The organism is Cellulosimicrobium sp. I38E (assembly GCF_001647255.1).
Classification (GTDB): Bacteria; Actinomycetota; Actinomycetes; order Actinomycetales; family Cellulomonadaceae; genus Cellulosimicrobium; species Cellulosimicrobium cellulans_E.
This window is the reverse complement of the sequence record NZ_LUAZ01000030.1, coordinates 48,659-62,091: the sequence shown is the minus strand read 5'-3', so window position 1 is coordinate 62,091 and position 13,433 is coordinate 48,659. Positions and strand designations below refer to the sequence as shown.

At 76.8% G+C, this 13,433-nt stretch carries 9 protein-coding genes; 3 read left to right on the top strand and 6 right to left on the bottom strand.

From position 1 onward, the window contains the following. The coding region (locus tag A0J59_RS11420; RefSeq protein WP_172820048.1) for a ThiF family adenylyltransferase at window positions 1-802 on the top strand (802 nt) is incomplete at its 5' end. Here the strand turns inward: A0J59_RS11420 and A0J59_RS11415 are convergent. The 3 genes from A0J59_RS11415 to A0J59_RS11410 all read right to left on the bottom strand — a co-directional run bounded on the left by A0J59_RS11415 (window position 776) and on the right by A0J59_RS11410 (window position 3,771). Continuing rightward, entirely contained in the window at window positions 776-1,213 is a 438-nt protein-coding gene (locus tag A0J59_RS11415; protein ID WP_082918948.1) for a WhiB family transcriptional regulator, read from the bottom strand. The two genes, A0J59_RS11420 and A0J59_RS11415, sit on opposite strands and share 27 nt — an antisense overlap. A 181-nt stretch (window positions 1,214-1,394) precedes the next feature. Beyond that, a complete protein-coding gene (locus A0J59_RS21605; RefSeq protein WP_156186406.1) occupies window positions 1,395-1,562 on the bottom strand; it encodes a hypothetical protein in 168 nt (55 codons plus the stop codon). Window positions 1,563-1,716: 154 nt separating this feature from the next. After that, a complete protein-coding gene (locus tag A0J59_RS11410; protein ID WP_064316166.1) occupies window positions 1,717-3,771 on the bottom strand; it encodes an ATP-dependent helicase in 2,055 nt (684 codons plus the stop codon). Window positions 3,772-3,962: 191 nt separating this feature from the next. Between A0J59_RS11410 and A0J59_RS11405 the strand changes: the two genes are divergently transcribed. After that, entirely contained in the window at window positions 3,963-4,229 is a 267-nt protein-coding gene (locus A0J59_RS11405) for a mycoredoxin (RefSeq protein WP_047233411.1), read from the top strand. A gap of 83 nt (window positions 4,230-4,312) precedes the next feature. On the opposite strand, the gene nudC is transcribed toward A0J59_RS11405, so the two are convergent. Further along, window positions 4,313-5,347 carry an NAD(+) diphosphatase gene (gene nudC, locus A0J59_RS11400; RefSeq protein ID WP_082918947.1) on the bottom strand — a complete coding sequence of 345 codons (1,035 nt, stop codon included), beginning with the start codon at window positions 5,345-5,347 and terminating at the stop codon, window positions 4,313-4,315. A gap of 71 nt (window positions 5,348-5,418) precedes the next feature. Here nudC and A0J59_RS11395 point away from each other — a divergent pair, with 71 nt between their 5' ends. After that, window positions 5,419-6,339, top strand: a complete 921-nt coding sequence (locus tag A0J59_RS11395) for a phosphotransferase (RefSeq protein WP_047233412.1) — start codon at window positions 5,419-5,421, stop codon at window positions 6,337-6,339. 53 nt (window positions 6,340-6,392) lie between these two features. Here A0J59_RS11395 and A0J59_RS11390 read toward each other — a convergent pair whose 3' ends face one another. Further along, on the bottom strand, window positions 6,393-9,971 hold the full coding sequence (locus A0J59_RS11390) for an ATP-dependent DNA helicase (RefSeq protein WP_082918950.1): 3,579 nt from the start codon (window positions 9,969-9,971) through the stop codon (window positions 6,393-6,395). Beyond that, window positions 9,968-13,432 carry a UrvD/REP family ATP-dependent DNA helicase gene (locus A0J59_RS11385; protein ID WP_082918946.1) on the bottom strand — a complete coding sequence of 1,155 codons (3,465 nt, stop codon included), beginning with the start codon at window positions 13,430-13,432 and terminating at the stop codon, window positions 9,968-9,970. Before A0J59_RS11385 ends, A0J59_RS11390 begins: the two co-directional genes overlap by 4 nt. Window position 13,433: the final 1 nt, after the last annotated feature.

Here is a 13,433-nt window from a genome sequence, read left to right as displayed (position 1 = left end):
GCGGCCCGACGGCGCCGGGCACCGCGTGCTCGCGACCCGCGCCCGGGCGACCGTCGCCGTCGTCGGGCTGGGGCGGGTGGGGGCCTCGCTCGCCGTGCACCTCGCGACGGCCGGCGTGGGCTCGCTCGTCCTGGAGGACCGTGGCACGGTCCTCACCACGGACGTCGGGGTGGGCGCGTACCGGCTGCGCGACGTCGGGGCGCCCCGCGACATCGCGGTCCGGCGGCTCGTCGAGGACGTAGCCCCCGGGGTCGTCGTCACCTCGGGCACGGACGCGCGCCCGTCGGTCGACGTCGCCGCGGCGGCGGGGCCACCGGGCCCGCTGCCGGACGTCGTGGTCGTGGTCGAGCACGGCGCGGCGGACCCGGAACGAGTCGGGAGGATCGTGGGAGAGGGGGTGGCGCACCTGTCGGTCGTGGTGCGCGAGGCCGACGTCGTCGTCGGACCGTTCGTCCGCCCGGGCCTCGACCCGTGCCTGACGTGCGTGGACCTGCACCGTGCGGACGCCGACCCGTGCTGGCCTCAGCTCGCGCGGCAGCTGCGCGCCCGTGCCGTGCGCGTGGCCGAGGAGTCGTCGCTCGCGGCGTCGGCGGCCGCGGTCGCGCTCGGTCAGGTCCTGGCAGCCCTGGACGGGCTGGTGCCCCGCGCAGCCACGGCGCACATCGAGATTCCTGCTCCCGATGCGGTGCCGCGGCTGCGCGAGACGGGTCGCCACCCGCGGTGCGGGTGCGACGAGCTGGCGCGCACGCCCCCGGACGGGGCGCCGCTGCCCATGTCAGGCCGCCGTCGAGGCGCCGACTGACGCCCCGGCCTCGACGCGCCCGGCCTCCTGCGCCTGGCGCTCGGCCTCGCGGGCGAGCACCTCGGCCTTGCTCGGACGGCCGCGGCCGCGCTTGCGCGCGACGACGACGCCGTCCACGAAGACCTCGCCGCCCCAGACGCCCCAGGGCTCGCGACGCTCGATCGCGCCGGCGAGGCAGCCCTCGACGAGGGGGCACGTGCGGCACAGGGCCTTGGCCTCCTCGACCTCGGCGGACCGCTCGGCGAACCAGAGCTCCGGGTCGTTGGTGCGGCAGGGCAGCAGACCCGCGAGGAGACGGTCGAACTCCGCGGAGTCCTTCTCGCCGAGGGGCGTGGCCAGCGGTTGGTGGGGGACCCAGGGGCCGGATCCGCCCTGGGCAGTGATGTTGTCGAGCAGCGCGGTGAGCCGCACGATGTCCTCCAGTGATGTCCTGTCGTGGGTGTGAACGTCGTCGTCACAGGACCCCGAGGACAGCGGTCCCCGTCATGGGAGAGACGGGAGTGACCGGTGATCCTCATCGGCGGACGTGCTCTGGAGAACACGAAGGCCACGGGTCCGAGACGGACTCCGCGGCCTGGAAGGTTCTGGTCGGTCAGACCAGACGTGTCCTGGAGGCGGAGTCGGGAGCGGGGCGGGTGACGAAGGTGCCGCCGCGGTGCGCGGTTGCACGCGGACGGAGTCCTCCCGGCGTGCCCGTGTAGACGGACGCGTTATCCAGCAGGTTCGCCATGGCGATCTGGTTCTTCATCAGCTTTCCCACCCCCTCTCTCCGTTCGAGGCCCGCCTCCCGGCGCGCCCCTCTCCAACAGGACTCGTCGACCATATGTCGCGCGTCGCGGGACGCACAACTTATTTACGGGAAATTCTTCGACGAGTTTCTCCCACCCTCCGCGGGGCCCCGGAACGGCTCCCCGTCACCGCTCCGCGCGGCCCACGATGTCCAGGATCGTCGCGCCGTACCGCTCGATCTTCGCGGGCCCGAGCCCGTTGATGCGGGCCAGCGCGGCCGTGCTGCTGGGCCGCGTCTCGGCGATCGCCGCGAGCGTCGTGTCCACGACCACCGTGAACGCGGGCTTGTCGGTCTCCTGAGCGACCTGGCGCCGCCACTCGCGCAGGTTCTCGAACAGCTCGCGGTCGTAATCCCCCGTCAGCCGCAGCTTCGCCTGCCCGGCGCGCGGACGACGCGTCCCGTGGGCGCCCGGCTCGTCGGGCCACAGCCCGTCGAGGAAGCGCGTCCGGCGCCGTGTCGCACGACCACCCGGGTTGCGCGACCGCGCGAACGACAGCTCGAGGTGCTCCCGGGCACGGGTGATGCCCACGTAGAGCAGCCGCCGCTCCTCCGCGATCGCCTCGTCCGTCTCCGCGAGCGAGATCGGCATGAGGCCCTCGCTCACGCCGGCGAGGAACACGGCGTCCCACTCGAGGCCCTTGGCGGCGTGGAGCGAGGCGAGCGTCACGCCCTCCACGGTCGGCGCGTGCTGCGCGGCGGCACGCTCGTCGAGCTCGGCCACGAACGTCGCGACCGTCGGGGCGGGCCCCCCGGCCGCCTGCGCGAGCGCCGCGACGTCGTCGGCGAGCGCGACGAGCGCCTGCGTGGACTCCCACCGCTCACGCGCCGCACCGCGCGCGGCGGGCGGCTCGGGGGCCCACCCGGCGGCGGCGAGGACGTCGCGCACCGTCTCCGGCATCGCGACGTCCGGGTCCGCAGACCGGGCGGCGCCGCGCAGCAGCACGATCGCGTCGCGCACCTCCTTGCGCTGGAAGAAGCGCTCGCCGCCCCGGACGAGGTAGCCGATGCCCGCGTGCGCGAGCGCCGACTCGAACGCCTCGGACTGCGCGTTGGTCCGGTACAGGACCGCGATCTCGCTCGCGCGCGTCCCCGCCGCGAGGAGCCGCGCGATCCGCTGGGCGATGCCGGTTGCCTCCGCCTCGTCGTCGTCGTACGCGGTGAACGCGACCGGTGGGCCCGCGGGCCGCTGGGCGACGAGCTCGAGCGCCTGGTGCGCACCGCCCGCGCGCCCGGCGCGCGCGAGGAGCTGGTTCGCGAGGTTCACGACCTGCGGCGTCGAGCGGTAGTCGCGCACGAGCCGGATGACCTGGGCGCCCGGGTGGGTGCGCGAGAACGTGAGGAGGTGGTGCGGCGTCGCGCCCGTGAACGAGTAGATCGTCTGCGACGGGTCCCCGACGACGCACAGCTCCTCACGTCCCCCAAGCCACTGGTCGAGGACGAACTGCTGGAGCGGGGAGACGTCCTGGTACTCGTCGACGACGAAGTGGCGGTACTGGCGCCGCACCTCGTCCGCGACCCCGCCCTGCGTCGAGAGCATGTCGCCCAGCATGAGGAGCACGTCCTCGAAGTCGATGACCGACCTCTCGGTCTTCACGTCCTCGTACGCCGTGATGAGGCGCGCGACCGTCTGGTGGTCGTAGCCCGCGGGAGGCTCGCGGTCGATCGCCTCGCACGCCCGGACGTAGTCGTCGGCGGTGACGAGCGAGACCTTGGCCCACTCGACCTCGGACGACAGGTCGCGCACCGCGACGCGGTCGACGCCGACCCCGAGCCGGCGCGCGGACTCGGCGATGACCGGTGCCTTGTGCTCGAGGATGCGCGGCGGCGCCCCGCCGACCACCTTGGGCCAGAAGTAGCCGAGCTGTCGCAGCGCCGCGGCGTGGAACGTGCGCGCCTGGACGCCCGTCGCGCCGAGCTCGCGCAGGCGCGTGCGCATCTCGCCCGCGGCGCGCGCCGTGAACGTCACGGCGAGCACGCTCGTGGGGGCGTACACGCCGGTGCGGACGCCGTAGGCGATGCGGTGGGTGATCGCGCGCGTCTTGCCCGTCCCCGCTCCGGCCAGGACGCAGACGGGGCCACGCAGCGCGACGGCGACGTCGCGCTGGTCGGGGTCGAGCGCGTCGAGGATCTCGTCGGCGGAGCGCAGTGACGGCGGACGTGAGACCGGTGGCGTGGACATCACCCACGATTCTCGCAGGCACCGGTGACACGCGGGAGCCGGCTCGCTCGGGCGACTGCCGGGCGTCTGTCGGGCGTCTGCCGGGCCTGGGGCGGGCTGACGGTGGGAACAGCGCGCGGGCCGCCGGTGTTACCGTCACGACCGATCGCCCGCGGCACGCGCCGCCCGGACCCGCACCTGGAGAGCCCTCGATGAGCACCGCCCCGACCCTTCCCGACGCCGGCTCGATCGTCATGTACTCGACGAGCTGGTGCGGGTACTGCCGCCGCCTCAAGACGCAGCTCGACTCCGAGGGCATCGGCTACACCGAGGTGAACATCGAGGAGACCCCGGGGACCGCGGAGTTCGTGGAGTCGGTCAACGGCGGCAACCAGACGGTCCCGACCGTCGTCTTCCCCGACGGCTCCGCCGCGACCAACCCGTCGCTCGCCGAGGTCAAGCAGCGCCTCGCCGTCTGATCCCACCCGGAGGTGGGCAGGAGAGGGGCCCGGTCCGGACGCCCGGACCGGGCCCTCCTTCATGCCCACGACGTCTCGGGGGTTCAGGCGTCGGGGAGGCGGTCGCCGAACCAGTCCTCGACGAGCGAGCGCGCGATGGACGCGCGGCCCGGGAGCAGCACGTCGCCCGTGCGGACCGCGGCGGCGAGCTCGGGGCGCGTGAACCAGCGCGCGTCGGTGAGCTCGACACCGTCGACGTGCAGCTCGGTCGTCAGCGCCCGCGCGGCGAACCCGAGCATGAGCGACGCCGGGAAGGGCCACGGCTGGCTGCCCCGGTAGGCGACCTCGCCGACGACGACGCCCGCCTCCTCCGCCACCTCGCGCCGGACCGCGCTCTCGAGGGACTCGCCCGGCTCGACGTACCCGGCGAGCGTCGAGAAGCGCCGCTCGGGCCAGTGCGCGGCGTGGCCGAGCAGCAGCCGCTCGTCGTCACCCTCGCCGTGCACGACCGTCATGATGACCGCCGGGTCCGTGCGCGGGTACAGCTCCACGCCCTGCGCGACGCAGCGCCGCGTCCAGCCCCCGTTCTCGACCGTCGTCCGCCCCCCGCAGCGCGGGCACCGGGTGTGGTTCGCGTGCCACGCCGCGAGGGCGACGGCCTCGGTCGCGAGCCCCGCCAGCGGCCCCTCGAGACCTCCGACCAGCTCGCGGAGCCCCGACCACGACCGCTCGCGAGCGAGCACGGCGAACGGGTCGGAGGCGTCGACGCCCTCGATGTCGACCTCCTCCGCGTCGGCGTCGTCGGGCAGGACGAGCGCCACGTACGCGACGCCGTCCCCCTCGCCGAGGAAGAGCCAGCGTGCCTGGTCCTCGTCGGCGGCGGCACCGACGTCGGCCAGCGCCGCCGGGTCGAGCAGCGCCACGCCGTCCGCCGGGCCCGGCCCGGCGAGCGCGAGGCGGCCGCGGTGGACGAGGACGACGCGGGTCGTGGCCTCGCCGCGCAGCGTCCGCACGAGGTCGGGCTCGCCGCGGCGGTGGGCCGCGCGGTCCAGGACCGCCGCGTCGAGCGGCAGCGGGAGGTCGCGGAGGGTGGTCCTGGGGAGCGTGCCCGACGACGGTCGGGCGGCAGGGGTGGTCACCCTCCGACCGTAGGCCACACGACCGGCGTGGGTGGCCCGGGCGGCGGGCGGGGAGCGACTACCGTGGTCGGGTGCCTCGCTCACCGTTGACCCTCGCCGCGCTCGCGACCGCCGCCGTGCCGGGTCTCGACGCCCGCAGCGCGCTGGCCGTCGAGGACCCGGGCGACTACGACACCGCCGTCGTGACCGACGCCGACGGCGCCCGGTGGACGGTGCGCGCCCCGCGCAGCCTCCAGGCGGGGGCGGCGCTCGAGGCCGAGGCGGAGCTCCTCACCTCGCTCCAGCTCTACGCCGACACCGGCGTGCTGTCCTTCGCGGTGCCCCGCATCAGCGGGACCGCGCTCCTGCCCGAGGGTGGTCGCGCGGTCGTGCACCCGGCGCTCGACGGGACGACGCTCGACGTCGACGCGCTGCGCCCCGGGCCCGGGCTCGCCGCCGACCTCGGCCGCGTGCTCGCGTCGATCCACGAGCTGCCCCGCACGATCGTCGACGACGCCGGGCTGCCCGGGTACGACGTCGAGGAGTACCGCGCCCGGCGGATGGCGGAGCTCGACGAGGCGGCGGCGACCGGAAAGGTCCCGACGGCCCTCCTGCGCCGCTGGGAGACGGCGCTCGAGGACGTCTCGCTGTGGCGGTTCCAGCCGGTCGTCGTGCACGGGGACCTCGGCCCGGAGCAGGTCCTCGTCGCGCGCGGCCGCGTCGTCGCCGTGACGGACTGGGCCAGCGCGCGCGTCGCGGACCCCGCGGACGACCTCGCGTGGCTGCTCGTCTCCGCACCGCCGGAGGCGATCGACTCGATCATGGAGGCGTACCAGCTGCGCCGCACCGAGCTCACCGACAAGCACCTCGTGGACCGCGCGCTCCTCGTCGGCGAGCTCGCGCTCGCGCGCTGGCTCCTGCACGGCGTGCGGCACGGGCTCGACGACGTCGTCGCCGACGCGCTCGACATGCTCGCCGACCTCGACGACGCCACGGAGGACGCCGACGACTGACCCGGCTCGGCGGCCCGGCGCAGGCCGCCCACGCCCGCGGGTCCGGTCCGGGGTCAGCCCGCGAGCAACGCCTCGATCTCCTCCTCGCCGAGGAGCCGGCGCGGGCGCACGGTCTCGTCGGACGCGACGTAGTAGAACGCGGCGTTCACCTTCTCGAGCGGCAGCCCCGTCCACCGCGACCACGCGAGCCGGTAGACCGCGAGCTGCACCTCGCGCACGCTGCGTGCGGCGGAATCCGTGGGTGCCCGTCCCGTCTTCCAGTCGACGACCACGACGGCGTCGCGCACGCCTCCGGCGTGCTCCGGCCGCTCGGGGAACACCGCGTCGATGCGCGAGCGCAGCACCGTGTCACCGACCGGGGTCTCGACGTCGACCTCGACCGCGACCGGGGTCCGGCTCGCCCACTCGGACGCGAGGAACGTCCGCTGCAGGGTCTCGAGGTCCGCGTCGGGGTCGAGGTCGTCGTCGTCCGCGCCGGGGAGGTCCTCGACGTCCAGGAGCGACGACGTCGTGAAGTAGCGCTCGGCCCACAGGTGGAACCGCGTGCCCCGGCGTGCGTGCACGGTGGGCTCGACCGGGACGGGACGCCGCAGGTGCAGCGCGTACTCGTCGCGGTCGGCCGCGAGCCGCACCAGGCTGGACGCCGACACGTGCGCCGGGAGCTCGACCTCCCGGCCGGAGCGATCGGCCCGCTCCGCGAGCAGGACCCGGGCGAGCGCGACGAGGTCGCGCCCCTCGGCGTCCACGAGCACGCCGGCGGGCGCGGTGAGCCCGGCCGGGCCCCTCTCGGACTGGTCGGCCACGGGGTCTGCCGCGGATCCGGGAACGGACGCGACCCTCGTCGGCGCGTCCGCGCGGAGGTTCGGCGCGGCGTCACCGCGCGGCTCGTCGGCGGGACGTCGAGCGCGCGCTTCGCGGGCGCGCTCGACGGCTGCCGCGGTGCGGCGCAGCACCGCGCGCGCCGACCCGACGGGGGCGTCGTCGGGCGCGGGCCACTCGCCGGTCACCTCGACGTCCTCGAGCGGGTTGGTGTCGTCGGGTCCGGGCGGGGCCGACCAGCCGTCCGCCGCCACCACCCCGGACTCCACGAGCTCGAGGAGGAACGGCGAGAGGACGCGCGGGCGCGAGCCCGTCTGCCACCACGACGCCGTGAGGTACAGCTCGCGGCGCGCCCGGGTGAACGCGACGTAGGCGAGCCGGCGCTCCTCCGCGAGCTGGTGCTCGCCGCTCGCCGCGCGGAACTCGTCGCGCCGCGCCACGAGCTCCTTGGTGTCCGACGCGAGGTCGAACCGGAACTCCGGCAGGTCGGCGGCGTCACCGCGCAGCGGGTACGGGAGCTGGCTCACGTCGGTGAGCCACCCGCTGTCCGCGCGCACCCCCGAGGACGACTGCGCCGTCGTCGGGAACACGCCGTCCACGAGCCCGGGGACGACGACGACGTCCCACTCGAGCCCCTTCGCGGCGTGCGCGGTGATGACCTGCACGGCGTCCGGGTCCGGCTCGCGCACCGGCAGGTCCAGCCCGTTCTCGCGCGTCGAGGCGACGCCGAGCCACGCGAGGAACGCACCGAGCGTCACGACGTCCGCGGTCTGGGTGAACGTCGCGGCGACGTCGCGGAAGGCGTCGAGGTGCTCGCGCGCCCGGTCGCTCACGGCCTCCGGGTCGACGAGCCGACGCGAGGCGAGCAGCGCGTCGTTCGTCACGGCCTCGACGTCGAGACCGAGCGCGCGCTCCGCCTCGACGACGAGCTCCGGCAGCGACAGGTAGGTGAGTCCGCGCAGGACCCGCAGGGTGCGCGACAGCGCCGCGAGGCGCGCGTGGCCCTGGGCCGTGAGCGTGCGCCCGTCGGCCGCGGGCTCGCCCGGGTCCGGCAGGTCGTCGAGGGCGTCGACGATCGAGCGGTGGTCGGCGACGTCGCCCTCGACGACCACCAGGTCCGCGCCCTCGCCGTCCGCCGCCGCCGCGCGCCGACGGGACCCGAGCGCGCCCTCGTGGCGCGCGAGGTCGGCGGCGCGGCTCCCCAGGGCGTGCAGGTCCGCCGACCCGAGGTTGAGCCGGGGACCCGTCAGGAGCCGGACGAGCGCGTCGCCGCGCGACGGGTCGTGCACCGCCTCGAGGAGCGCGACGACGTCGACGACCTCCGGCGTCGTGAGCAGCCCCCCGAGGCCGACGACCTCCACGGGCAGCCCCCTGCGTCGCAGCGCGACCTCGACCGCGGCGAACTGGCTGCGCTTGCGGCACAGGACCGCCGCGGTGACCCGCCCGCCCGGGGCGCCCGCGGGCCGCCATCGTGCCGCGACGAGCTCCGCGACCGCGGCGGCCTCCTCCTCCGCGGTGGCCGCGACGTGCGCGGACACCGTGCCCGGCCCGGCGTCGGGCCGCAGCGTGAGCGGCGGCACCTCGACGCGATCACCGGAACCCGCGCCCCCCGCTCCACGCAGCGGGCCGGCGGTGACGTTCGCCGCCGCGAGCACCGCGGCGTCGTTGCGCCACGACGTCGACAGGAAGCGCACCGCCGACCGGTCGCCCGTCGCCCGGGGGAACCGCTCGGGGAACCGGGCGAGGCCGCCCGCGCTCGCGCCGCGCCAGCCGTAGATCGACTGGTGCGGGTCGCCGACGGCCGTCACCGGGTGCCCGCTGCCGAACAGGCCCGCGAGGAGCTCGACCTGCGCGTGCGACGTGTCCTGGTACTCGTCGAGCAGGACGACGCGGAACCGCGCTCGCTCGGTCTCCCCCACGACCGGGACCTCGCGCGCGAGGCGGGCCGCGAGCGCCACCTGGTCGCCGAAGTCGAGGGAGTCCGTGGCGCGCTTGCGCCGCCGGTACTCCGCGACGACGTCGAGCAGCCGGACGCGCTCGGCGACGTCACCGACGAGCTTCTCGACCTCCTTGGTCCGGGCCTTCTGCCGCGGCCCGAGCGGCAGCGCGTCGAGCTGCTCGACGATGTCGGCGAGACGGTCCCGGGCCTCGCCCGGCTCGAGGAGGTGCTCGCCGAGGGCGCCGGACAGGCCGAGGACGGCCGCGACGACCGTGCTGAGCGCGCGGTCCGTGCCGAGGTCGTCGTCCCACCCCTCCACGACCTCGGACGCGAGCTGCCACTGCTGCGCCTCGCCGAGGAGCCGCGCGCCGGGCTCGACGCCCACGCGCAGGCCGTGGTCGCCCACGAGCGAGGCGGCGTACGCGTTGTACGTCGCGACCGTCGGCCGGTCGAGCAGCGAGAGGGCGGACGACGCGCCGCCGCGGGCGCGCGCGAGCTGCGCGAGCCGCACCTGGACGCGCTCGGACAGCTCGCCCGCCGCCTTGCGCGTGAAGGTCAGGCCGAGGACCGCGTCCGGCGCGACGAGCTCGTTCGCGATGAGCCAGACGACGCGCGCCGCCATGGTCTCCGTCTTGCCCGAGCCCGCCCCCGCGACGACGAGCGTCGGCTCGAGCGGTGCCTCGATCACCTCGACCTGCTCCGGGGTCGGGCGGGGCCGGCCCAGCAGGTCCGCGATCCGCGTCGCGGACAGCGTCGGGCGCGGCGGCTCGATCGTGCCGGGCGTCGTGGTCTCGGGCGCGACCACGACGCCGTCGGCAGCGACCAGCCGGACCGGCGGCGTCGGCTCGGGGAGCTCGAACAGCTCGCTGCTCATGCCACGACCCTCCTGCCCTCGGGCTGCACCGGGCACGCCCGACGCACCGGGCACATCTCGCACAGCCCGTTCTGGCGGGCCGTGAACGTCGCCGCCGACATCGTCCCGGCGGCCTCCTCGACGAGGTCGCGCGCCCAGCTCGAGCCGTCGGGCGCCGGATCGAGGGCGGGCTGCGGGACGACGGCGGGGCCGACGTGCGTGCTGCCCACGTAGACGAGCTGCGCCCCCGCGCTCCGCGTCCCCTCGGGCACGTCGAGCGCGCCCGCCTCGACCGCGAGCTGGTACGCGCCGAGCTGCGGGTGCTCGGCGCCCTCCGCCTTGGTCGCGGTACGCCGTCCCGTCTTGAGGTCGACGACGCGGACCTTGCCCTCCCCCGCGTCCTCGACCCGGTCGATCGTCCCGCGCAGGCGCGCCCGCCCCACGGTCACGTCGAACGTGGGCTCGACGAGGAGCGGCTCGCCGGCCTGCGCCACGTAGGCCGCGAGCTTCTCGATCATGCGCTCCGCGCGACGGCGGAGCTGGCGCGTCGGCCAGCCCTCCGGCAGCGCGAGCTCCGCCCAGCGACGGTCGAGCTCCGCGCGCAGCTCGGCGAGCGTCCCTGAGGGGTGGGTCTCCGCGATCGAGTGCACGAGCGTGCCGAGGCTCTGGTGCGTCGCGTCGGGCGCCGTGCCGCCCGCGGCCTCGAGCGACCACCGCAACGGACAGGTCGAGACGGTCTCGACCTTCGACGGCGACACCGTGACGATCTCCTCCGCGCCGCGCAGGGGTGCGGCGCTCGACACGCCCGCGACGCCGTACCAGGTCTCCGGCCGCGCCTCCGCGACACCGAGCTCGCCCAGGTCGGCCAGGAGCGTGGCCGCGGCGACCGCGCGCGCGTCCGGCGCGCCGTCCTCGGCGAGCTCGACCGCGCGAGCCTCGCGAGCGGCCGCCTCGACGAGCACGCCGCGCGCGGCGGCGACGAGCCCGCGCAGGTCGAGCGGGGCACCGACGCGCACGTGACGGCGCGCGTCCGGGTCCGCGCCGGGCGCCGGGGCCGCGCCCGGCCCACCCGTCGCCGCCGGCGGCGGGGACTCGTCGTCGGGCCCGTCCGGGCCCGCGTCCGGTCCCTCGGGAGCGGCGGGCGGGACGACGAGGTCGCAGAACACCGACGGCGCCTCCTCCGCGTCCTGGACCGCCGTCACCACGAGCCGCCGGGTCGCGCGCGACGTCGCGACGACGAACGCCCGCAGCTCGTCCGCGAGCACCTGGGCGCGCGCCTGCGACCCGACGCCGTGCGCGTCGTGCGCGCGGCCCGCGAGGAGCTCGACGAGCGCCTGCGACCCGAGCAACGAGTCGCGCAGGCGCAGGTCCGGCCAGACGCCGTCCTGCACGCCCGCGACCACGACGACGTCCCACTCGCGCCCCGCGGCGCCCGCGGGCGTCAGCGCCGCCACGGCGTCGGCGCCGCTCGCGCTCGCCGCGAGCGAGTCGGCCGGCAGGTCCTGCGACGCGAGGTACTCGACGAACGCCTCGGCCGGCGCGCCGGGCATGCGGTCGACGAAGGTCTCGGCCGCGCGGAACAGCGCGAGCACCGCGTCGAGGTCACGGTCCGCGCGCGCCCCGGCCGGTCCGCCGTCGAGCGCCGCCGACCGCCACCGCTCCGCGAGCCCGGTCGCCGCCCACACCGCCCACAGCACGGTCTGCGCCGTCGCGCCGGGCTCGGCCGCCGCCGCCCGGCCCGCCGCGAGCGCGCGCGCGACGGCGGCCGGCCCGCGCCGCACGGTGGGCGGCAGCGTCGCGGCGCGTGCCGGGTCCAGCAGCAGCTCGACGAGCAGCGCGTCCGACGAGCGCCCGCCCCCGCCCTCGAGCTCCTCCGCTCGCAGCGCCCGCCGCAGCCGACGGAGCGCGACGACGTCCAGAGCGCCGACCGGCGACGTGAGCAGGGCTGCGGCGGTGAAGGGGTCCAGGGCATCGACGTCGTCCTCGTCCGCGACGCACACGCGGACCGCCGCGAGCAGCGGCGCGACGGCCGGCTCGTCGCGCAGCGGGACGTCGGAGCCGAGCAGCGTGACCGGCACCGAGGCCGCGACGAGCTCCCGGCGCAGCGCCGCGAGACGGGTCCCGGTGCGGGCGACGACCGCCATCCGGTGCCACGGCGTGCCGTGCAGCAGGTGCTCGGCCCGCAGCTCGCGCGCCACGAACGCGGCCTCCTGCGCGACGGCGGAGAGCACGACGACCTGGACGGGTGGGGCAGCCCCGGGCTCGCCGCCCGAGCCGGTCCCCCGATGCGCGGCCACCTGACCGGACGTGCCGGCCGCGCCCGCCGCGTCGAGCGGCGCACCGCGGGGGGCCGCACCGCGGTGCACCGCGCCGGCGACGGTGCCGACCTGCGCCGCGACCCGGCGCGTCACGTCCCGCAGCGCGGCGTCCTGCCGCCACGCCGTGCCGAGCACGGCCACGCGCGCCCCGAGCTCGCCGCGCCGGGCCCCGTCCCGGCGGGCGGGCGCCGAGGCACGGCCGACGAGGCCCGGGCTCGCACCGCGGAAGGTCTGCACCGCCGCGTCGGGGTCGCCGAGCAGCACGAGCCGTGCGCCGTCGTCGTGCAGCACGTGCAGGAGCCGTGCGGTCGCGACCGTCGCCTCCTGGTAGTCGTCGACGACGACGAGGTCCCAGCGCGGCCGGGCGGCGTCGGGCACCTCGTCGTCCCACGCGAGGAGGGCCTCGGCCGCCTCGTCGACCACGATCGCCGGGTCGAACCGGGCGCCCGCGTCCGGCGTCCCCGCGCGCAGCGCGGTCACGTCGAGGTACTCCGCGAAGAGCTGGGCACCCAGCGACCACTCGGGCCGCTCGTAGCGGTCTCCGAGCGCGGCGAGGTCGGCGGGCGTCAGGCCGCGCTCCGCCGCGCGCATGAGGAGGTCGCGGAGCTCCTGGCGCAGGCCCCGGAGCCCGAGCGCCTCCTCGGGGAGGCCGGGCGGCAGGACCAGGGGCGAGCCCAGGTGCGCGAGGTCGCCCTCCAGGTGGCCCTCCAGCAGCTCGGAGAGCACGAGGTCCTGCTCCGGTCCGGAGATGAGCGTCGGGACGGGCTCTCCCAGCGCGGCCGCGCGCTCGCGCAGCACGGCGAAGGCCGTCGAGGCCGCGGTGCGCACCATCGGCGCACCGACGGTGCGGCGGGCGCGGGCCGACAGGCGGTCGCGGAGCGCAGCGGCGGCACGCCGGGACGAGGCGAGGAGCAGGACGCGCTCCGGGGCGAGGCCGTCGGCGAGCGCCGCGAGCACGACCTCCTGCGCGACGAGCGTCTTCCCCGTGCCCGGCGCCCCGACGACGAGCGTCGCGCCCGGCCCGGCCGCCGCGGCGAGCGCCGCGCGCTGGGAGTCGTCGAGCGTGACGTCGGCCTCGTGGTCGCGAGGCCGCGCGACGAGGCGAGGGGCGGTCGTCCGGGGCACGGACCCGATCCCATCACGTGCCACCCACACCGTGGGCATC

What these genes read in the sequence shown, in the direction of transcription:
- A0J59_RS11410 (WP_064316166.1), bottom strand. Translation starts at nt 3,771, where the DNA reads ATGTCCACGCCACCGGTCTCACGTCCGCCGTCACTGCGCTCCGCCGAC.
- A0J59_RS11405 (WP_047233411.1), top strand. Translation starts at nt 3,963, where the DNA reads ATGAGCACCGCCCCGACCCTTCCCGACGCCGGCTCGATCGTCATGTAC.
- A0J59_RS11390 (WP_082918950.1), bottom strand. Translation starts at nt 9,971, where the DNA reads ATGAGCAGCGAGCTGTTCGAGCTCCCCGAGCCGACGCCGCCGGTCCGG.
- A0J59_RS11385 (WP_082918946.1), bottom strand. Translation starts at nt 13,432, where the DNA reads ATGCCCACGGTGTGGGTGGCACGTGATGGGATCGGGTCCGTGCCCCGG.